Source organism: Micromonospora sp. M42, assembly GCF_000568915.1.
Classification (GTDB): domain Bacteria; phylum Actinomycetota; class Actinomycetes; order Mycobacteriales; family Micromonosporaceae; genus Micromonospora; species Micromonospora chalcea.
Genome location: NZ_KK037233.1, coordinates 475,474 through 495,521 on the forward strand (window position 1 = coordinate 475,474; position 20,048 = coordinate 495,521).

Below are 20,048 nucleotides of genomic sequence, written 5' to 3' on the forward strand. Positions count from 1 at the left end.
AGAACCTCAGATGAGTGACAATCACCCTCCCTACGGAGGCTATCCGGACCCGAACGCCGGAGCGTGGGGCAACCAGCCCGACCCGAACGCCCCGTACGGCGCGCAGCCGGCCTCCGGCGCGCCCTACGGCTCGCCGCCGGCGTCAGGTGCCCCCTACGGTTCGCAGCCGGCGTCGGGCGCGCCCTACGGCGCCCAGCCGGCCTCCGGCGCACCGTACGGCGCCCAGCCCGCTTCCGGCGCGCCCTACGGATCGCAGCCGGCCTCCGGCGCGCCGTACGGGGCGCCGCAGCCCGCGGTGTCGTACCCGGGGCAGGCCGGCTTCCCGCCGCCGGCCGCGCCCTACGCGCCCGGCACGCCCCAGGGCGGCGGCGGCAAGAGCAAGGGGCTGATCGTCGGCCTCGCCGCCGGTGCGGTGACGCTGACGCTGCTCTGCTGCGGCGGCGGGCTCGCCTACGTCGCCTTCAACGGCGACGAGGAGGACCCGAAGCCGGTCGCCTCCGGCAGCGCCACCCCCGGGCCGGACGGCAGTCCGTCCGCGACCCCCAGCGCTGACGGGCCGGAGTCGCCCGGGCCGGACGGTCCCACCAACAACGACGCGATCACCGCGCGGTACGCCAGCGAGATGTCGGCGGTCTGCGACGGGGGACCGATCCTCAACGCCGCCCCGTACACCGCGCCGGCGGGCTCGAAGGCGTACGTCTTCTCCAACTCCCCGGACCGGCCGACGTTCTGGTCGCAGAAGACGATCAGCTCGGCCAAGCCGTACTACGCCAAGTCGGCGGACTTCGCCACCGTGTCCGTCATCGGCTGCCTGAAGATGGTCGAGGGCAGCGAGGGCACGCCGAAGAAGTGCCAGTACAAGAACAGCGAGGACAAGGTCGTCACCGTCGACTACATCTCCTCGCGGTACACGCTGACGTTCCACGCCGCCAAGACCGCCGAGAAGGTCGGTGACGGCGGCACGGTGAACGCTCCGGCCGCCCGCTGCCCGAGCTTCATCTCCTACAACAAGGTGACGATGAAGTCGTACGCGACGCCGGACAGCGGCACCATCGAGGCCGCGCTGGACCGCTTCCTCAAGTGAGGAGACCCGGATCGGGGTGTGCGCGTCGGCTGACCCGCACACCCCGATCCGGCTGCCGGCGGGTCAGGTGGCCGGCAACGGGCGGCCGTGCGCGTCCACACACTCGCGGGCGAAGAGCCGCAGCAGCTCCGGCAGGTGGAAGTGCTGGCCCGGATCGTCCGAGTCGACGGGCAGCAGCAGATTGTGCTGGACCAGGTGCTCCACCATCCGGTTGGCCTGCTGCCGGGGCAGGCGCAGGATCTCCACCGCGCTGGCCGGGGTGATGAACGAGCCGGCGCGGGCCAGCGCGCGCAGCGCCCGGCGGGCGTCGACGTCCAGCGCCTGGTAGCTGACCGAGAGGCTGCCGCGCACCGAGATGTCCCCGACGGCCAGCTCGGACAGCCGGTTCTCCTCGTCCTCCAGGTGCGCGGCGAAGCCGGGCAGGGCGACGTCGGGCTGGGTGACGAGCCGGCTGCCGACGATCCGCAGCGCCAGTGGCAACAGGTCGCAGGCCGCGGCGATCCGGCCGAACACCTCCGGTTGCTCGCGTACCCGGCGCTCACCGGCGATCGTGGCCAGCAGTTCCACCGCGTCGGCGCGGTCGAGCGCGCCGAGCGTCAACCGCCAGCCGACGTCCAGGTCCAGCAGGCGCTGCCGGCTGTTGATCAGCACCAGGCTGCGGCCCGCGCCGGGCAGCAGCGGGCGCACCTGCTGCGCGCAGTGGACGTCGTCGATGATGAGCAGCAGCCGTCGGCCGGCGAGCGCGCACCGCAGCGCGGCGGAACGCTCCCGGATGTCCTCGGACACGTCGGCCAGCGGTACACCCAGCTCGACGAGCAGCTCCCTGATCAGTTCGCCGCTGCCGCGGGGTGTCTCGTCGCTGCTGTCGAAGCTGACGAAGAGCTGACCGTCGGGAAAGAGGTCGGCCAGGTCGTACCCGCTGGACACCGAGAACGACGACTTGCCGACGCCCGGCGCGCCGGACACGAGCACGACCCCGGCGTGCTCGTCGGCGCCGGCCGGGTCGGCGATCCCCTCGGCGATGGTGCGGAGCTGGCTGGCCGTGGTGTCCCGGCCGACCAGGGACGGCGGCTTCATCGGCAGGGCCTGCGGGCTCGGCGGCGGGCCGGGCGGCGCCGCGGGCCCGGCGCCGAGGACCGCCGGCCAGCCGGACGGTGGTCGGACCTCGGCGGAGTCCCCGTCCAGCGCGGCCTGGAGGGCGCCCTGGAGGGTGGGACCGGGGTCGACGCCGAGCTCGTCGACGATGCCGCGCCGGGCCTGCTGGTACACGGCCAGCGCCTCGGCCACACGCCCCTCCAGCGTCAGCGCGGTCACCAGCTGCGCCTGCCGGCGTTCGTCGAGCGGCTCCTCGGCCACCATCCGGCGCAGCGACGGGATGACCCGGGCCGGTTGCCGCAGTCGCAGGCGCAGGTCGAACAGCTCGGTCGTGATCTCCCGGTGCTGCTCCCGCAGCGCCGTGACGGTCGCGCCCAGGTCGGTGCCCGGATCCGCCAGGTCCTCCAGCGGGGGCCCGCCCCACAGCTCGACCGCCTGGTCGAACAGCTCGGCGGCGACCTCCGGCCGGTCCCCCCGCGCGGCCCGGCGGGCGTCGTCGGTGAGACGCCGGAACCGCAGCAGGTCCAGCTCGTCCTCGTCGACCCGCAGGTGGTAGCCGGCGCCGTCGTGGACCAGCCGGTCGGCCGAGTCGCCGCCGCGGTCCAGCGCCTGCCGCAGCCGGTGTACGTACGTCCGCAGGTTGCGTACCGCCGACGCGGCGCCCGGCCAAGGCCGTCGACCAGCCGGGAGGTGGCGACTTTTCGCCCCGGGCTCAGCAGCAGCACGGCGAGCAGAAGGCGGGGCTTGGTGCCGGTGAGCGTGATCGGGTGATCGTCCACGTGAAGGGCCAGCGGGCCGAGGACACTGAACCGCATCGATGTATTCCCCCGCTCCGCAGGACCGTCCACAGTGTGGTGCACGGCTGGAATTCCCACCTTCGGCTGGGGAATACCTCGATCCCAGATGGTGCAAGTTGTCACCGATCGGTGTGTATCTCGTGACCCCGGGTGAGTTGCGCCGTCGCCCGGTGCGCCGCGTCGAGCACCGCCACCGCGTCCGCCACCCCGGCGCCCGCCGACCGGCCCGCGCGGACCAGCTCGGCGAAGTCCTCCGCCTGGCAGGCCAGGGCCGCGTACATGGTGGCGTCCCCGTCGGCCGGGTCGAGGAAGGTCAACCGCTCGTGGTCCCGGGTGCCGAACACCTCCACCGTCGCCATGTCGCCGCCCCTGTGGTGCCGGCCGAGCGAGACCAGCGCGGTACCGCCGCCGGACAGGCCGAGCAGCGCCTGCGCGCTGTCCACGTCCCGGCCGCGTACCGCCGGGTCGGTGACCGGACCGGCGGGCTGCGCGGCGACCCGGTCGATCTCCTGCCCGGTCAGCCACCGGATCTGGTCGAACTCGTGCACGCCCATGTCCACGAAGATCCCGCCGCTGCCGGTGCGGAACGCCGCCGCCGGCGGCTCGCCGTCCCACTGCGACGCGGCCACGAACAGGACCTCGCCGAGCGCGCCGCCGGCGATCCGCTCGCGCAGCCGGCGCAGCTGCGGGACGAACCGCCGCCAGTAGGCGACCTGGAACGGGATCCCGGCGGCGGCGGCCACCCGCCCCGCCTGCGCGGCCCCGGCCGGGTCGAGCCCGGCCGGCTTCTCGCACAGCACCGGCAGCCCGGCCTCGGCGGCGGCCGCGACCAGCTCGCCGTGCCGGCCGGTGGGCGCGGTCACCAGGAGACCGTCCGGCGTGGCGTCCGCGAGCAGGTCCGCCACGCTCGGGTACGCGGGCAGCCCGGCCGCGGCGACCTCCGCCCGTGCCGCCGGAACCGGGTCGACCACGTGCCGGATCCGGACCGTCCGGTGGTCGGCCAGGGCCCGCAGGTGGTGGCGGCCCATCCGGCCCGCCCCCACAAGTGCCAGCCGGAACTCATCGCTGCCGGTCATCGTCGGTTCCCTTCTTCTCGTCGGCGTCGTCCGTACGGTCGGGGCTCAGCCAGCCGGCCAGCGCGGCCACGACGGCCGGCGCGCCGGTGGCCAGGACCGCCATCCCGTCGTGGCGCCACCGTCGGGTCACCCCACCGGCGGGCCTCGACCAGCGCGGTGCCGGCCGCGACGTCCCACGGCGCGGGGTCGAAGCTGACGAACGCGTCCAGTTCCCCCCGGGCCACCGCCGCCAGGTCGCAGACCGTGGAGCCGGAGTTGCGCAGGTCCGCGACGAGGGGCGCGACGCCGACGAGCGACTGGTACGCCCGCCGCCGCGGGCCGGGCGCGTTCGGCACCGCGAACGCCACCAGGGCGTGCCCCGGCGCGGCCTCCCGGTCGACGGTGACCGGGACGTCGCCGTCGAGCGCGCCGTCGCCGTCGAGCACCAGGCAGGCGCCGGTTGCCGGTTGCAGGATGGTGGCGGCGACCACCTGGCCGTCGCCGTCGTCACAGCCGGTCGCCACCGCGATGCTCACCGCGTAGCGGCTCGCCCCGTGGCTGAAGTTCAGCGTGCCGTCGAGCGGGTCGACGATCCAGCGCAGGCCGGAGCAGCCGGCGCTGAGCCCGGACTCCTCGGCCAGGACGGCGTCCTGCGGCCGGTCGCGGGCGAGCAGGTCGAGGATGGCCCGTTCGCTGGCGTGGTCGGCGGTGGTCACCGGGTCCTGCGCCGCCCCGCCCTTGTGCATGGTCCGGAAACCCTGGCTCCGTGCCTCGCGGATCGCGTCCGCCCCGGCCCGCGCGGCGCGCAGGCTCAGGTGGCGCAGGTCGCCGGGAGCGGCGCCGATGCTCATCGCGCCACCTGCGCTTCCGCCGGTGCGGCGACCCGCGCGTAGTGGCCGTCCACGAACAGCAGCGGTGGGGTCGGCCGGAGCAGGCCGGCGGAGCGGACCGCGCCGATCAGCACGGCGTGGTCACCGGCCGGGTCGGCGGAGACGGCCTCGCAGCCGAAGTACGCCACCCCGTCGGTCAGGCGCGGGCAGCCGGTCGCCCGCTCCGCGTCGTAGGTGACACCGGTGAAGCCGTCGGCGCCGCTGGGCCGTCCCCGGCTGGCGAACCAGGCCGCCTCCGCGCGCTGGTCGTCGGCGAGCACCGTCACCGCGAAACGCCCGGTACGCCGGACCGCGCCGAGCAGCCGGCAGTCCCGCCGCAGGCAGACCAGCAGCATCCGGGGCGACAGCGACACGGTGGTGAAGGAGTTGACCGTCATGCCCACCGGGCCGTCGGGTCCGACGGCCGTCGCCACCGCCACTCCGGTGGCGAACCGCCCGGCCACCGAGCGGAACGCCCCTTCCTGCTCGTGTCCGTCTCCTGTCCCGGTCATCGTCGTTCTCCTCTCGTCGCGCTGCCGACCAGGTCGGCGGTCCGGCGCCGGTCGGTCTTGCCGTTGGCGTTCGTGGGAAGCGCGGCCACGTGGTGGATCCGGGCCGGCACCATGTAGCCGGGCAGCCGGTCCGCGCACCAGGCGGGTCAACTCGGCGGTGATCCCGGCGGCGCCGGTGTAGACGGCGCGCAGGGCGACGTCGGCGCCCGCGCCGAACGCCAGCACCACCGCGTCCTGCACCCCCGGGTGGCCGCGCAGAACCATTTCGATCTCGCCGAGTTCGATCCGGTAGCCGCGCAGCTTCACCTGGTCGTCCAGGCGGCCGTGGTGCACGAGCGTGCCGTGCTCGCGGCGGACCCGGTCCCCGGTGCGGTAGTACCGGCGACCGGCGTACGTGACGAACCGGTCCTCGTCGTCGGCCGGGTCGAGGTAGCCGTCGAACCGCTGCGGCCCGTGCACGCACAGCTCCCGTCGTCACCGCCGACGGTGCCGTCCTCGCCGCGCAGGATCGCGTCGAGCCCGGGGTGCGCGTCACCGATCGGCACGGTGCCGTTCGAGGTGGCCGGCCAGTCCGCCGGATCCGCGGGCAGCCGGTGACCGGTGCAGGTCACGGTCAGCTCGGTGGGACCGTAGAGGTTCTCCACCACGCTGCCCGGCGCCGCCGCCGCCCACGCCCGCGCCTGCTCCAGCGTCAGCGCCTCGCCGGCGAAGAGGCTGTGCCGCAGGCCCGGCATGGCGCCGGGGGAGAGCATCCGCATCCGGCGGGCCAGCGAGACCACCGAGGGCACCGAGAACCAGTGCGTGATCCGTCGTTCGTTGACGAACCGCACCGGCGTCAGCACCTCGTCGGGCTGCGGCACCACGAGCGTGGCGCCGCCGCCCCAGGCGACGAACATGTCGAAGACGGACGGGTCGAAGGTCAGGTCGAAGGTCTGCGACAGCCGGTCGCCCGGGCCGACCGGGTAGCGGTCCCGGCAGCACGTGAGGAACGCGTCGACGTTGCGGTGCCGGATCGGCACGCCCTTGGGCCGCCCGGTCGAGCCGGAGGTGAACAGCAGGTACGCCACCTCGTCCGGCGCCACCGGGGCGGCCGGCGGCGGGACGCCCGGCGCGCCGTCGAGGCGTACCGTCACGGCGTCGCCCGCAACCTGCGCCGCCGTCGCGGCGCCGGCGTCGTCGATCACAGCGCGTCCACCCTCGCGTCCCGGCACAGCCGGGCGGTGCGGGCCGGCGGGAAGGCCGGGTTGAGCGGCACCACCACCGCTCCGGCGCGCAGCGCGGCCAGATAACCGGCGTACGCGGGCAGGCTGCGGGCGGCCAGCAGGCCGACCGCGCGGGGGCGTCGGCCCACCTCGGCGTGGATCCGGCCGGCGAGACCGTCGGCGAGCTCGCGCAGCCGGTGGTAGGTCACCGACTCCCCGCCGACCTCCAGCGCGACCGCCTCCGGCACCCGTGCCGCGGTTCGCTCGAACCACTGGTAGAGACTCACGGCGTTGCTCCCTTCGCTGTGCTGTCGTCGATCGGCGTCCCGCCGCCACCGGGCGCGGGACGCCCTTCAGGTCACCGCGCCGGCAAGCTCGTCGGCGTGGTCGGCGATGCCGGCGAGCATCGCTCCGGTGGCTCCACCGGCGATGCCGAACATGGCCGCCTCGGTGCGTAGCTGAGCCTCCCCGCCGTCGCGGACGCGTCCGCGCCGCGCAGGCGCACCGCCTCGGCGGCGACCCGGTCCACGGTCTCGGCGGCGCTGACCTTCAGCAGCATCCCGGCGACCGCGGACGGGACGGCCGCCGGCGCGTCCAGCAGCGGCGCGCACAGCGCGTCGAGCTGGTGCACGGCGACCAGGCACCGGGCGTACCGCTCGCGGACCGCGGGGCGGTCCCACAGCGTGCCCGTCCCGGCCGGCCGCCGCCGCAGCCAGTCGCGCAGGCCCGTCAGCATCCGGTGGCACATCGCCCGGGCCCACAGCGCCCCGGCTATCCGTTTTTACGCCGACCTGCCGGGCGAACCCGGCCAGCGCCCGGCCGGGGCGGCCCAGCACGGCGTCCGGGCCCAGCGCCACGCCGGCGAAGCACAGGTGGCCCACGCCGGACCCGGCGAACGCCCGGCCGGCGGATCCGACTGTCACGCCGGGCGCGTCGGCCGGCACCAGCACCCAGCAGAAGCTGGTGAAGTGCCGCGCCTCGCGGTGCCGGGCCAGCACCAGCGCCGCGTCACAGCTCGTCGCGTTGGTGATCCAGTCCTTGCCGCCGTCCAGGACGGCGCCGTCGTCGCCCAGCTTCACCCGGGTCGCGGCGTCGAGCAGGTCCGAGCCCGACCCGGCGGAGTCGGTGACGGCCAGCGCCACCACCGTCTCGCCGCGCAGCATCCCGCGCCGCGCGCGCTCCGCCGGCCCGGTCGCGCCGGCCAGCAGCGGCAGCACCGTGGCGACCTGGACGCAGACCGACAGCGTCACGCCGAGCGGGCACCGGGCGTCCAGCTCGGTGAGCAGGGCCGACAGTCGCCGGGGGTCGGGCTGGACGCCGTCGGGGTAGAGCGCCTCGACGATCCCGGCGGCGCCCAGCGCGCGCCACACCGCACCCGGATCGGTGGGGTCCACTCCGGACAGCGCGGCGCCCACCGGGGCGGCGTGGTCCCCGGCCGGCGTCGGTGTCGGTGTCGGCTCAGGCAAGACGCACCCCCGGGTCACGCAGTGACAGCGCCCCGTTCGCCAGGCGCAGCCGGTCGTTCGCGTAGTTCAGCGAGGCCGAGCGCAGATCCCGGAACGTGCGCTCCAGCGCCAGCGGGGAGTCGGTCAGGTAGCCGTGGCGCAGGCCCGCCAGCTCGACCAGTTCGTGCGCGGCGGCGAAGGACTCCTCGGCCGCGCGGATCTTCAGCGTGTTGAGCAGCATCTGCACCGGCGCCGCCGACATGTCCGGCGCGTCGGTGACCACCGAGACGGTGTGCCGCAGCAGCGCGTGCGCCGCGTCCAGCCGGGCCCGGATCCCGGCCAGCCGCAGCAGCACCAGCTCGGAGGAGGGGGCGAACTGCCGCCGTCCCGCCTCGCTGCGGGCGTGCCGCAGCACCCGGGCGTACGCGCCGGCCGCAGCCCCGATCCAGGCCGCCGCCCAGCCGACGTGCGCCAGCGGCGCGAAGACAGTGGTGGCGATCTCCCGGAACCCGCCGTGTTCGCCGATCACCTGCCACTGCGGCACCGCGCCGCGCAGCCGCATCGGGACGCTGTGGGTGGCCCGCATGCCCAGCGGACGCCACCCGCCGATGACCTCGACCTCCACCTGGTCCCGGTCGGCGTAGACCAGGTCCACCTGGGCCGCCGAGTCGGCACCCGGGGCGCGGGTGGTGATCAGGAAGGCGTCCGCGTACGGGCCGCCGGTGACGATCGGGGCCTGCCGGTCGACGCGCAGCATCTCGCCGTCGTGCTCCAGCGCCGACTCGGCGGTCAGCAGGTGACCGCCCTTGCCGGCCTCGGTGGTGACCGAGCCGAGATACCGCTCGCCCCGGGCCACCGACGGCAGCACCTCGGCGCGCAGCTTCTCCCCGCCGTACGCGGTGATCGCGGCGACCTGCTGGCAGTGCATGGCGAAGACCATCGCCACCGACATGTCCACCCGGCCCAGCGCCAGCGTGACGTCGACCAGGTCCGGCAGCGTCCCGCCGGCGCCGCCCTCGGCGACCGGCACCAGCAGCCCCAGCAGCCCGCTGTGACGCATGGCGGCCAGCGCCTCGGTGGGGAAGGCAGCGGTCTCGTCGGCCTCCCGGGCGTGCTCCGCCGCGATCTCGGCGACGGTCTCGACGGCCGGGGCGTACCCGGCGACGGCCGTCATCGGGAACCACCGCCGACCGGTGTGCGCAGCTCCTCGACCACGCCCCACAGCCCGCCGGCGGTGGCGAACGTGGAGTCGACCAGCTTGTCGTCGGGCACGGCGACCCCGAACGTCTCCTCGATGGCGAACAGCAGCTCGATCTCGCGCATGGAGTCCAGGCCGAGGTCGCGCAGCCGGGCGTCCTCGGTGATCTCCTCCGGGCCGGCGAACTTGAGGAACGGCCGGAGCAGCTCGGTGAATTCGGTGTTCATGACGTCACCTTTCTTCTCGTGGTTCGTCAGTGGCTCCCGGCGGGTCGACCGGGTGCCGTGTCAGGGTCAGCCGGGACGTCTCGACGACGCGGTCGCCGTCGCAGACGACCTCGACCGGCGCCGGGTGGCCGAGGAAGGCCAGCAGGCTCGCCGAGAGCCCGTACGCCCCGACGTTCGGCACAGCGAGCACGTCGCCGGGCCGTACGTCGGGCAGGCTCGCGGCTCGGGCCCAGGTGTCCAGCGGCGTGCACAGCGGCCCGGCGACGATCGCGGCCTCCAGTGGCGCGCCGTCGCGGTCGTCAGCGGCGTGCAGGGCGGGCACGAGCGGCGGCAGCCGGCGCAGGCCGGACATCCCGCCGAGGTGGTTGATGCCGGACTCCAGCACCACCACCGGCGTGCCCTGCGACCGCTTGACGTCCAGCACCCGGGTCAGCAGCGTGCCGGCGGTGGCGGTGAGGAACCGTCCCGACTCGAAGGCCACCGTGGGCGCGCCGTCGCGCCAGCCGGGGAAGAGCCCGTCCAGGGCCGGGCCGACCCGGTCGGCGAGGCCGGTCAGGTCCGCGTTGTGGCCGGGCCGGGCGAACGGCGCGCCGAAGCCGCCGCCGAGGTCGAGCAGGTTCAGGTCGATGTCGAGCAGGTCCCGCAACCGCCGGGCGGTACGCGCCGCGGCGGTGAACTGGGACACCAGCGCGTCCACCGAGTCGACGTTGCTGCCGGTGTAGAGGTGGAACCCGCGTACCGGGGCCGACGGGCGGGAGCGGAACCGGTGCGGTTCCCGCTCGATCCAGTCGGCGTCGGCGCCGAACTGGGACGCGACGCCGGTCATGGTGAGCCCCTGACCCGGGTTGGGCACCCGGTCGTTGACCCGCAGCAGGCAGCGCAGTTCGACGCCGTGCGCGGCGGCGATCCGGTCGGCCTGGTCCAGGCCCTCGGGCGAGTCGACGGAGAACCAGCGGACACCGGCACGTACCGCCTCGGTCACCTCGGCGTCGCGCTTGCCCGGTCCGGTGTAGAGCATGCGCTCGCCCGGCACGCCGGCCCGCAGCGCCGCGGCCAGCTCGCCCGGCGAGCAGATCTCCGCGTCGCAGCCGGCGGTGTGCAGCGCCGCGACCAGTGCCGGGTGCGGGTTGGCCTTGAGCGAGTAGAACAGCCGGCTCGGCGCGGGCAGCGCGGCGACCAGGGCGGCGTGGCTGGCGCGTACCCGGGCCAGGTCGTAGCGGTAGGCCGGGGTGTCGAAGGGCAGGTCAGCCATCGTGCTCACCCGCCAGCCGGGCCAGCGCCCGCCGGTCCACCTTGCCGTTGCCGGTGAGCGGCAGGTCGGGCAGCACGACGCAGCGCGCCGGCACCTTCATCTCCTCCAGCTGCTCCCGTAGCCGGCGCAGCACGTCGGCGGGGGTGAGCGCGGCCACCACGAACAGCGTCGCGCCGTCGCGGCCGTCGGCCGGCGGCAGCACCCCGGCCGCGGCCACGCCGTCGACCCGGTACGCCGCGGCCTCCACCTCGGTGGCGCTGACCCGGGTGCCCTTCTCCTTGTAGACATCGTCGCGCCGGCCGGCGAAGTGGACGTACCCGTCGTCGTCCACGTGGCCGTGGTCGCCGGTGTGCAGCTGCGGGAAGAGCCCGTGTACGCGCCGGAACCGCTGGGCGGTCAGCTCGGGCCGCCGCCAGTAGCCGGCCATCACGTGCGGGCCGCGTACCACCAGCTCGCCGGGAACGCCCGGTGGTTGACGCCGCCCCTCGGCGTCCACTGTGAAGATCTCGGTGCCGGGCAGCGCCCGCCCGCAGGCGCCGGGCCGGCGCAGGTCGGCGTCCGGCGGCATGATCGCCGCGCGTTTGCACTCGGTGAGGCCGAACATGAGCTGGACGCTCAGGCCGGGCAGCAGCCGGCGCAGGCCGCCAGCACCTCCGGGGGCATGGCGGCGCCGGTGTTTGTGAGCAGGCGCAGCGGCGGGCGCGGCGCGCCCGCGCGGCCGAGCAGCCGCAGCAGGTTGATCGCCAGCGACGGCACGCAGGGCAGCACCGTGGCGCCGGACTCGACCAGGCTCACCAGCAGGCGGCCACCGGTCTCCGCGCTGTCGCCCAGGCGCAGCCGGGCGCCGGCGACGGTGCTGAGGAAGATCTGGTAGAGGCCGTAGTCGAACGACGGCGGCAGCAGGACGTGCACCACGTCGTCGGGCCGGTAGCGCAGCTCCGACTGGATCGCCCGGACCGCGAACGTGACCTGGGCGTGCGTGGAGACCACGGCCTTGGGCATGCCGGTGCTGCCGGAGGTGTAGATCAGGCAGACCGGGTCGACGGCCAGCGGGCCCGGCCCGGCCGGCGCGTCGCCGCCGGCCGCGCCGGAATGCCGCGCGCCCGCAGCGCGGCGGCCCCTCGCGCCGGGACGCCACGGGCGTGGCACAGGCCGGTGAGCACCCGGTCGTCGGTGAGGACCAGGACCGGTTCGGCGTCGTCCAGCACGTGGGCGAGGGCGACCTCGGGGGCCGGCGTCCGGAGAACGACGAAGACCGCGCCGGTACGGGCGACCGCGTACAGCAGCGCCGGCAGCGTCGCGTCGGCGGGCAGCGCCACCAGCACCCGGTCGCCGCGCCGGACGCCCTGCCCGCGCAGCCAGCCGGCCAGGCGCAGACTGTCGGCCCGCACCTGACGGTACGTGCGCTCGACGGTCCCGTCCCCGGCGGCGGGCGCGTCGGGGCGCGCGCCGGCGGTGCGGTCCAGCAGGTCGTGCAGCAGTTTCGGCACTCATCGGGGCATCTCCGTGTGCGGCGCTGAACATGGCGCACAGGGAAGCCGTACGTCGCGCAGGTCGGCCGCGAAGAGCGCGTGTCTGGACTCGACGTCGAGTCCGCCGCTCGATCCCGTCGATGACGTCACCAGCCGGAACGAGTCGAAGCCGGGAAGCTCCCGGAGCACGTCGGTGGTGCGCAGCGTCGAGCCGTCCAGGTCCAGGGTTTCGCCGAGCGCGCCGAGCACCGCGGCGCGTACGCCCTCCCCACCTGCCGGGTCCGGCGCGGGCGGCACGGCGTCGTGGCCGGGCGTGGCGGCCGGTTCGGCGATCGACTCCAGCGCGTCGAGGTGGTCGGAGATCAGCTCGCCGAGCGCGTCCGCCAGTTCCGGCGCGGCCGGCCGGCCCGCCTGGGCCCGCCGCAGCGCCACGTAGCTGCGCGTGGCGAGCTGCTGCCAGCGCGCGGCCTGCCCGGCCAGCGCGGCGGCGGCCTCGGGCGCGACCGCCGCGAGCCAGCGCTCGTGCAGGTCGCGTGCGCGGGCCAACAGCCAGACGTCGAGCACGAAGCGGTGCAGCCCGGCCACCGTGTCCAGGGCGGCGCCGGTGCGGTCCAGGTAGCGGGCGATCTCCGGGCGGGCCCGGCGAGCCCGGGCGGCGTTGCCGGCGAGCATGGCGGGCACGTCGATCGCCGGCGCCGGGTGCGCCGTCACCGCCAGCGTGTGCGCGCCGCCGGCCAGCGCCGCGTCGAACGCGGCGATGGGCAGCCGCCACACGCCGGGCCGCGCGGGGCCCCAGGCGGTGTCGTTGTGGTAAGCGTCGACCACTGTGACCTGATCCGGCCCGGCCTCGGTGGCGAGGAAGCTGTGCCGCATGTGCTCGTGCCCGTGGTAGGGACACCACGGCAGGTCGTACGCGTCGGCGGTGACGTAGAGCGGCTGGCCGGGCGCGCACAGCCGGCGGACCTGCGGGCCGTCGAGCTGCATCCACCGGCCCTCGACGCGCAGGCCCAGCAGGTCGACCGCTTCGGCGGCCCGGTCGTCCGAGGTCGCCTCGACGGAGATCAGAGCGTCCTGATCCCGGGTGCGGAACCCGTACCGGGCGCCGAGGGCGAGATGGCTGCCGGACCCGTTCGCGTAGTCGGCGAGCAGAGCGAAGCTCGTCTGGAGACAGTCCAGCGCGGTCGCGTGCAGACCGGTCAGGATCGGCGTCCACACCGGATCCGTGCTCGGCCGGTCCGGCGCGTTCGGGACGTGTGGGGACATGGGAGGCTCCTCGATGCGGATACGTGGGGCGGGGCCGCCGGCGCGGGAGTCGCCGCGCCGGCGGCCGGTACGAAGGTCAGCTGTCGCCGCGGCCGTCCAGCCCGTTGGCCCAGCTGGCGAGCGCCTGCGCCTGCTCGGCCAGCGCGTGCTCGTCGGTGCCGATCGGGTCCTTGAAGAAGAACCCCAGCTCCTCGATCGGGCCGACGTGCCCGGCGCGGTGCGCCGCGGCGGTCAGCCGGGCCAGGTCGAGCACCAGCGGGGCGGCCAGCGTGGAGTCCACCCCGCTCCAGGTGAGCTGCATGGACATCCGGACGCCGAGGAAGCCCTCGAACGAGACGTGGTCCCAGGCGGTCTTGTGGTCGCCGAGGTCCGGCACGTTGTCGATGTGCAGCGGGGCGGTGACGTCCTCACCGAGCAGCGCGGGCAGCACGCCCGACTTCGAGCTGAGCTTGCTGCGGGCGTTGCGCGGGTCCTCCAGCGTCGCCCCGTCACCGCCGCCGAGCAGGTTCACCCCGGCCCAGGAGAGCACGTGCAGGGCGCGGCTGGTGAACATCGGCGCCAGGGCGGTACGCAGCAGCGTCTCCCCGGTCTTGCCGTCGGAGCCGGCGAACGGCACCCGCTCCCGCTGCGCCAGCATCTCCAGCGCGGGCAGCCGGGCGCCGGTGGACGGGGTGAAGTCGACGAAGCCGCAGCCGGCCCGGAACGCCGCGTACGCGACCACCGAGCTGGCCGGCAGCGCCTTGTCGTCCGGGTCGGCCAGGGCGCGGGTCAGCGCGTCCAGGTCGTCGTGCTCGGGCCGGTGGTCGGCCGGCGGCTCGGTGGAGGACACGTTGATGACGACGACCCGGGACAGCCCGTGGCGGGCGCGGAACTCCTCGATGTCGCCGGCCAGCCGGTCGACCACCTCGGCCAGCGGTCCGGTCTCGGTACGCGCGTCGTAGCCGGTGCGCAGGTTCTGCTCGACCTCGGGCAGGCTGCCCCGCACGGCGGCCAGCACCGGCGCCGGGATGACACCGGAGTCGACGAGCGACTCGGCCTTCTTCTCCAGCGGCGTGTCGACGATGTCGTGCCCGCCGACCACCAGGTCGGTCCAGCTCACCAGCGGCGCGTCGCGCAGCATTCCGGTGTCGGTGACGCAGCCGGTCGAGTCGGCCATGCCGGCGCGCAGCGCCAGCAGACCGGTGATCGCCGTGGTGGCGACCGAACCGCGGGCGCCGTTGAGCCACACGCCGACGGGTGCGTCCGTTTCGGGGGACGGGGCGTGCGAGGTCTCGCGTTGGGTGACGGTCACGGGAAGACTCCTTCTCTGGGTGCGCCGGGACGGCGCGGTTCAGCGGGTGAGCACCTTGGTGACGGCGGCGGCGATGTCCTCCATGTCCTGTTCGGTGCCGAGGAAGGTGCTGTGGTGTGTCTGGACGGTGTGTGCGGCGAGCCACTCGGTGTTGGGGTACGTGCGCTCCCGGTGGATCGCCGCGAAGCGCTCGGCCAGCGGCGCGAGCAGCGGCTTCGTCCACGGCTGCAGCAGCCGGCTGCGGTGCAGCGGCTCGTCGGTGCAGTAGAACCGCCGGCCCAGCTCGGCGGTGAGCGCGGCGGCCACGGCGGCGTTGTCCAGGCCGGCCGGCAGCTCGTCGAAGACGATCGTGCCCTCGTAGATCGAGATGCGGGTCTGCCCCGGCGCCGGTTGCAGCAGCCGTACGCCGTCGACACCGTCCAGCAGGTCGCCGAGCAGCCGGTAGTTGTGGTTGCGCACGTCGTGCTGGCCGTCCAGGACGGCCAGTTGCGCGCAGGCCACGGCGGCGGAGAACTCGCTCAGGCAGAAGTTGGCGCCCTGCACACCGGCGCTCTCCTCCAGGTCCAGTTCGCCGGCCGGCGTCCGGTCGTCCCGGTAGCGGCGCGAATCGGCCCGCAGCTCCTCGAGCACCGGCGCGAGCGTGTCGTCGTCGGTGACCACGGCCCCGCCCTCACCGCAGGTGAGGACCTTGCCGTGCTGGAAGCTGAAGCAGCCGAGCCGGCCGAGCGAGCCGGCCTGGCGGCCCTGCCAGGTGGCGCCGTGGGCCTGCGCGCAGTCCTCCACGACGGAGATGCCGCGCGGCCGGGTGACCGCGTCGAGCGCCGGCACGTCGGCCATGTTGGAGGCCCAGTGCACGGCGACCACGGCCCGCGGGTCCACGGACAGGTCGAGGTGGTCCGGCCCGACGCAGCCGGTTTCCCGGTCGACGTCGACGAGCACCGGGACCAGGCCGGCGCGCAGCGCGGCGGTCGCGGAGGCGGTCCAGGTCAGCGCCGGTACGAGCACCGTCTCGCCGTAGCCGAGGCCGAGTGACTCCAGGGCCACCACCAGGGCACTGGACCCGTGGTCGACCGGCACGCAGTGGCGGGTGCCGACGTAGCGGGCGAAGTCGGCGGCGAAACGTCGCTCGAACAGGACGGTGTCGCCGACGGACGGGCTGCTGATCGCCCACCGGCCGCCGGTCAGCACCGCGGACAGGTTGGCGGCGGCATCCGGCGCGGGGGTCGGCCAGCGTGGCCATGGGCGGTCCGGCGGGCGGACCGGTCGGCCGCCGTCCACGGCGAGCCGCCGATCGATGGGGATGGAGGTCGTCATGCCTTCGACCTTGATGGCCATCGATACATCAGCGGTACATGCGCGATGGCCGCAACGGCCGGCGCTGTGTATCGGCGCTGTACCCCGGTGGTCGAACCTCGGGGCATGAGCCGATCCGCATCGCCCGTGGGCGAACCGACCGAACCCCGCGCCGTCACGCGCGGCGTCTCCGTGGTCATCCCGGTCAAGGACCGGGTGGCGGAGATGCGCCGCCAGCTCCGCAGTCTGCGCGACGCCGCCCCGAACTGCCCCGAGCCGGTGGAGGTGGTGGTCGTCGACGACTCGGCGCCCGCCGCGGCCGCCGCCCACCGGGCGGCCTGCGCCGAGTACGGCGCCCGCTACGTGCGCGGGCCCCGGCACGTCGGGGCCAAACGGAACCTGGGCGTCCGGCACGCCCGCCACGACCTGGTGCTGTTCACCGACTCCGACTGCCGGGTGCCGGCCGACCTGATCACCCGGTACGCGGCCCGGCTGCGCGCCTCCGGCGAGGAGGTCGCCGGCGTCACCGGCCCGGTGATCGTCGAGCCCGGCGACAGCGCGTTCTTCCGCGTGATGCGCCGCTCCTACCTGCTGCTCGGCGACCTGACCCGGCCGCTGCACTACGAGCGCGTGTCCTGGGGCGCCGGCGCGAACATGGCCGTCAAGCGCGCCGTCTTCGAGGCGGTCGGCGGGTTCCCGGAGGACTCCCCGATGCCGCTGGGCGGGGAGGACCTGCACCTCGGGCTGCTCCTCACCGACGCCGGCTACGTGCTGCTCACCGACCCGGACGGCGTGGTCACCCACGACACCGGCGTCGCCGACACCTTCCGCGCGGTCGCCTACCGGTTCACCACGTACGGGCGCTCCGAGCAGTGGCTCTGCCTGGCCCACCCGCACCGGCGCCGGTTCGTGCTCAACACCGCCAGCACGCTCGCCGTGACCGCGCTGGCCGGGCTGCTGACCGCCCGGCGCAGCGGGGGACGCAGCCTGCTCGCGGTGCCGGCCGTCGCGGCCGCCGTGATCGCCGCGAAGACGCCCGGCCGGCTCGGCGGCGACCGGGGACCGCGTGCGGTGGCCGAGTCGGCGGCCTGCGCGGCGATCGAGACGCTCTTCGACGGGGCCGCGTTCGTCACCTCGCTGCGGCTCGGCCGTCCCGACCTGCTCTTCACCGGCTTCCGCGCGCCGGACGAGGCGGACTACCAGCCGGACGAGACGGACCACCGGCCGGTCGCGCCGGTGGCCGCGCCGCCGGTGGCGGCCTGACGGGGGAGTGGCAGTGCCGACGACGTACCCGCTGGCCCCCGGCCAGCAATGATGTGGGAGTTCATGACCGCGCTCGACCCGGCCCGTCCCGGCGCCTCACGGCTCGTGGTGGTGGAGTTCCGCCGGTTGCGGGGCGCGCTGCGGGTCGACGTGCTGCGGCAGGCGATGCAGGACGTGGTGGACCGGCACGACGCGCTGCGGATGCGGTTCGACCGCATCGGCGTGCAGCCCGAGGTGCGGATCCTGCCGCACGTGGAGTCGCCGCTGGAGTACGTCGACCTGTCCGGACTGCCGCCGGCCGAGCAGCAGGCCCGCGTCGAGCAGATCGCGTACGCGCACCGCAACGACGCGTTCGACCCCGGCCGGCGCCGCTGTGGCGGGCCGCGCTGGTCCGGCTCTCCGCGACCCGGCTCATCCACCGGACAGCCTTCTTCCACATGGTCTCCGACGGCTGGTCGTGCCGCGTCGTGGTTTGAGGACCTGTGCCACGCGTACGCGGCCCGGCTCGGCGCGGCCGACCCGCAGCCGCCGCTGGGCGTGGACCCGGCCGCGCTCGCCGCGCTCCAGGAGGCGGACAGTCCGGCAACGGCGTCGACGCCGCCGCCCGGGCCGCGTACTGGCGGGACCGGCTGCGGCCGGTGGAGCCGTACCAGCTCTTCCCGGCGTCGCCGCCGGCGCCGGACGTCGCGCTCAGCGCCGAGGTGGCCACCCGCTTCGCGTTCCCGCCCGAGATCACCGCGCGCTGCGCCCGGCCGCACGGCGGGCCCGCACCAGCCCGTACGTGCTGCTGCTCGCCGCGTACCTGGTGCTGCTGTCGCGGCGGGCCGGCCGGTCCCGGGTGGTGCTGGGCACCACCACGCTGGGCCGGGAGAGCCCGCTGTCCCGGCAGCTCGTCGGGCAGTTCACCAACAACGTCTACCTGCCGGTCGACGTTGCGCCGGACGCGCCGATGAGCGCTGTGGTCGGCGCCGCGCACGCCTCGCTGGCCGGGGCCGTCGCGCACGCCACCGCGTACCACCGGCTGGCCCGGGCGGTCCGTCCCGGCTTCGCGGCGATCCGCCCCTGGCCGGACAACCACCTGTTCGACGCCTGGTTCCAGTCCGCCGCGTCGGCGTCGCCGGTGCTGCACTGCCCGGATCTGCGGGTGGAGCCGGTCGACATCACCGCCCGGGCCGCGCCCGGCACCCCGCCGCCGGTGGTCGCCGCCGACGTGCCGCCCGAGTGTCTGCCCGTCTGGGTCAAGCGGGGTTCACCGATCGTCGTGGTGGACGACGACCGGGCCGGCGGCGTGGTGATCCGCAACCGGGGTGTCTTCGGCGACGACCTGGTACGCGGGCTGATCGACGACTACGTCGCGGTGGTCTCGGCGCTCGTCACCGACCCCGGCACCACACCGGAACGGGTACGCCTTCCTGACGGTGCGTGCTTCCTCGACCACGCGATCGGGTAGGAGTTCCGACGGACCGATCCCAGAGAGGTACGACGACCATGACGGACACCTCGACGAACCAGCACACGACGGAGCAGCCCGCGCCGCCGGTGCCCCGCTCGGCCGTACGGGCCCGCTGGTCGGTGGCGCTGCTCTTCGTCATCATGGGCCTGGCCATCGGCGGGTGGTCGGCCCGCGTGCCGGAGGTGCGGGACGCGGTAGGGGTCGGCAACACCGGCTGGGGCCTGGCGAACATCGCCACGAACGCGGGGGAGCTGGTCTCCCTGGTCGTGGTGGCGGTGCTGATCAGCCGGATCAACACCCGCCGGCTGGCGCTGGCCGGGGCCGCGCTGATCCTGCTCAACGCGCCGCTGCTGGCCGCGTCCACCACTGTGGTGGCGCTGGTCGGCGGCCTCGCGGTCTGGGGCTTCGCGGCGAACCTGCTGGCCACGCCGATGAACGCCCAGTCGGTCGAGGTGCAGAAGCGGTACGGGCGGCCCATCCTGTCCACGTTCCACGCGGGCTTCAGCATCGGCATGCTGGTCGGCGGCCTCTGCGGCACCGGGGCCGCGGCGATCGGGATGTCGCCGTCGGCGCAGATGGCCGTCACCAGTGTCCTGCTGGGCGCGCTGCTGATCGGCACGCACCGCTGGCTGCCCGACACGCCCCGCCAGGAGACCAAGGACGGCGAGGCGCGGCGCCGGCTGCGTGACCGGTTCACCCCGCAACTGCTGCTGCTCGCGGTGATCGCCTTCCTCGCCTCGTTCATCGAGATGGCCGGCGCCCAGTGGAGCGCGCTGTACGCGACCGAGGTGGCCGGCGCCACGGCGGTGCTCGCCGCGGCCACGTACACCTGTCTCTCGCTGGCCGCGACCGTCGCCCGGCTGTTCGGCGACCGGCTGGCCGGCCGGGTCGGGCGGATCCGCTTCGTCCGGCTGTCCGCGCTGGTCGCGACGGCCGGCGTGGCGCTGCCGGTGGCGTACCCCCATCCGGCGGCGGTGATGGCCGGGTTCGGACTGCTCGGGTTCGGCCTGGCGTGCGTGACCCCGACGGTGCTCGGCTTCGCCGGTGAGCAGCCGGGCCTCACGTCCGGCGAGGGCGTCTCCGTGGTGGCGATGGGCCAGTGGCCGGGCGCGCTGCTCGCGGCGCCGGTGATCGGCCTGCTCGCCGGCGCGCTGGACCTGCGTACCGCGTTCGTGGTGGTGGCCGTGCTGGCGCTCGCCGTGGTGGCGTTGATCGGGCGGGTGCGGGCGGCGGCGCTGCCCGGCGAGAGCCCGGCCCCGCCCCGGCCGTGACGGCCG

The 20,048-nt window shown here is 75.2% G+C and carries 19 protein-coding genes and 3 pseudogenes; 5 read left to right on the plus strand and 17 right to left on the minus strand.

Translation table 11 applies throughout. From position 1 onward, the window contains the following. Positions 1 to 10 precede the first annotated feature (10 nt). Positions 11 to 1,084, plus strand: a complete 1,074-nt coding sequence (locus MCBG_RS01745; RefSeq protein WP_043323358.1) for a hypothetical protein — start codon at positions 11 to 13, stop codon at positions 1,082 to 1,084. Between the two features lie 63 nt (positions 1,085 to 1,147). On the opposite strand, the gene MCBG_RS01750 is transcribed toward MCBG_RS01745, so the two are convergent. From MCBG_RS01750 to MCBG_RS01810, 17 genes and pseudogenes are all read right to left on the minus strand, one after another. After that, positions 1,148 to 3,091: an AfsR/SARP family transcriptional regulator gene (locus MCBG_RS01750; protein WP_223200988.1), complete on the minus strand. Its 1,944-nt coding sequence runs from the start codon at positions 3,089 to 3,091 to the stop codon at positions 1,148 to 1,150. 4 nt (positions 3,092 to 3,095) lie between these two features. Beyond that, on the minus strand, positions 3,096 to 4,052 hold the full coding sequence (locus MCBG_RS01755) for a Gfo/Idh/MocA family protein (RefSeq protein ID WP_043323360.1): 957 nt from the start codon (positions 4,050 to 4,052) through the stop codon (positions 3,096 to 3,098). After that, a complete protein-coding gene (locus MCBG_RS31025; RefSeq protein ID WP_223200989.1) occupies positions 4,049 to 4,882 on the minus strand; it encodes an inositol monophosphatase family protein in 834 nt (277 codons plus the stop codon). Before MCBG_RS31025 ends, MCBG_RS01755 begins: the two co-directional genes overlap by 4 nt. Continuing rightward, a complete protein-coding gene (locus tag MCBG_RS34640) occupies positions 4,879 to 5,676 on the minus strand; it encodes a flavin reductase family protein (protein ID WP_369799348.1) in 798 nt (265 codons plus the stop codon). The genes MCBG_RS31025 and MCBG_RS34640 overlap by 4 nt, the downstream gene beginning before the upstream one ends. Before the next feature lie 38 nt (positions 5,677 to 5,714). Next, positions 5,715 to 6,596 carry an AMP-binding protein gene (locus tag MCBG_RS33420; protein WP_369799244.1) on the minus strand — a complete coding sequence of 294 codons (882 nt, stop codon included), beginning with the start codon at positions 6,594 to 6,596 and terminating at the stop codon, positions 5,715 to 5,717. Beyond that, positions 6,593 to 6,901, minus strand: coding sequence for an AMP-binding protein (locus MCBG_RS33425; protein WP_223200990.1), 309 nt, complete (start codon positions 6,899 to 6,901; stop codon positions 6,593 to 6,595). Before MCBG_RS33425 ends, MCBG_RS33420 begins: the two co-directional genes overlap by 4 nt. 71 nt (positions 6,902 to 6,972) lie before the next feature. Continuing rightward, a complete protein-coding gene (locus tag MCBG_RS33430; protein ID WP_369799349.1) occupies positions 6,973 to 7,362 on the minus strand; it encodes an acyl-CoA dehydrogenase family protein in 390 nt (129 codons plus the stop codon). A 127-nt stretch (positions 7,363 to 7,489) separates the two neighbouring features. Continuing rightward, positions 7,490 to 7,777, minus strand: a pseudogene (locus MCBG_RS33435) (acyl-CoA dehydrogenase family protein); the annotation flags it as partial. Positions 7,778 to 8,072: 295 nt separating this feature from the next. After that, positions 8,073 to 9,233, minus strand: coding sequence for an acyl-CoA dehydrogenase family protein (locus MCBG_RS01780; protein ID WP_043323364.1), 1,161 nt, complete (start codon positions 9,231 to 9,233; stop codon positions 8,073 to 8,075). Continuing rightward, positions 9,230 to 9,484, minus strand: a complete 255-nt coding sequence (locus tag MCBG_RS01785) for a phosphopantetheine-binding protein (protein ID WP_043323366.1) — start codon at positions 9,482 to 9,484, stop codon at positions 9,230 to 9,232. Before MCBG_RS01785 ends, MCBG_RS01780 begins: the two co-directional genes overlap by 4 nt. Positions 9,485 to 9,488: 4 nt before the next feature. Next, the gene (locus tag MCBG_RS01790) at positions 9,489 to 10,736 is read right to left on the minus strand and encodes a type III PLP-dependent enzyme domain-containing protein (protein WP_043323367.1); all 1,248 of its coding nucleotides are present in this window, start codon (positions 10,734 to 10,736) and stop codon (positions 9,489 to 9,491) included. Next, complete coding sequence (locus tag MCBG_RS34645) at positions 10,729 to 11,163, minus strand: AMP-binding enzyme (RefSeq protein ID WP_369799350.1); 435 nt, start codon at positions 11,161 to 11,163, stop codon at positions 10,729 to 10,731. Before MCBG_RS34645 ends, MCBG_RS01790 begins: the two co-directional genes overlap by 8 nt. A 45-nt stretch (positions 11,164 to 11,208) precedes the next feature. Continuing rightward, a pseudogene (locus MCBG_RS34650) lies at positions 11,209 to 11,738 on the minus strand (AMP-binding protein); the annotation flags it as partial. Positions 11,739 to 11,761: 23 nt separating this feature from the next. Then, positions 11,762 to 12,226 (minus strand): AMP-binding protein, encoded by a 465-nt coding sequence (locus tag MCBG_RS33450; protein WP_223200991.1) that lies wholly within the window; start codon positions 12,224 to 12,226, stop codon positions 11,762 to 11,764. After that, positions 12,227 to 13,471 (minus strand): acyl carrier protein, encoded by a 1,245-nt coding sequence (locus MCBG_RS01800; RefSeq protein ID WP_223200992.1) that lies wholly within the window; start codon positions 13,469 to 13,471, stop codon positions 12,227 to 12,229. A 76-nt stretch (positions 13,472 to 13,547) separates the two neighbouring features. Further along, positions 13,548 to 14,762 carry an inositol-3-phosphate synthase gene (locus tag MCBG_RS01805; RefSeq protein ID WP_051610915.1) on the minus strand — a complete coding sequence of 405 codons (1,215 nt, stop codon included), beginning with the start codon at positions 14,760 to 14,762 and terminating at the stop codon, positions 13,548 to 13,550. A 39-nt stretch (positions 14,763 to 14,801) separates the two neighbouring features. Beyond that, positions 14,802 to 16,076 carry a DegT/DnrJ/EryC1/StrS family aminotransferase gene (locus tag MCBG_RS01810; protein WP_223200993.1) on the minus strand — a complete coding sequence of 425 codons (1,275 nt, stop codon included), beginning with the start codon at positions 16,074 to 16,076 and terminating at the stop codon, positions 14,802 to 14,804. A gap of 105 nt (positions 16,077 to 16,181) precedes the next feature. Between MCBG_RS01810 and MCBG_RS01815 the strand changes: the two genes are divergently transcribed. The 4 genes and pseudogenes from MCBG_RS01815 to MCBG_RS01825 all read left to right on the plus strand — a co-directional run bounded on the left by MCBG_RS01815 (position 16,182) and on the right by MCBG_RS01825 (position 20,042). Then, positions 16,182 to 17,318 (plus strand): glycosyltransferase, encoded by a 1,137-nt coding sequence (locus MCBG_RS01815; protein ID WP_223200994.1) that lies wholly within the window; start codon positions 16,182 to 16,184, stop codon positions 17,316 to 17,318. A 165-nt stretch (positions 17,319 to 17,483) separates the two neighbouring features. Then, positions 17,484 to 17,612, plus strand: a pseudogene (locus MCBG_RS34980) (hypothetical protein); the annotation flags it as partial. Between the two features lie 163 nt (positions 17,613 to 17,775). Continuing rightward, positions 17,776 to 18,768, plus strand: a complete 993-nt coding sequence (locus MCBG_RS01820) for a condensation domain-containing protein (protein ID WP_223200996.1) — start codon at positions 17,776 to 17,778, stop codon at positions 18,766 to 18,768. A 38-nt stretch (positions 18,769 to 18,806) separates the two neighbouring features. After that, positions 18,807 to 20,042 (plus strand): MFS transporter, encoded by a 1,236-nt coding sequence (locus tag MCBG_RS01825; RefSeq protein WP_043323370.1) that lies wholly within the window; start codon positions 18,807 to 18,809, stop codon positions 20,040 to 20,042. Positions 20,043 to 20,048: the final 6 nt, after the last annotated feature.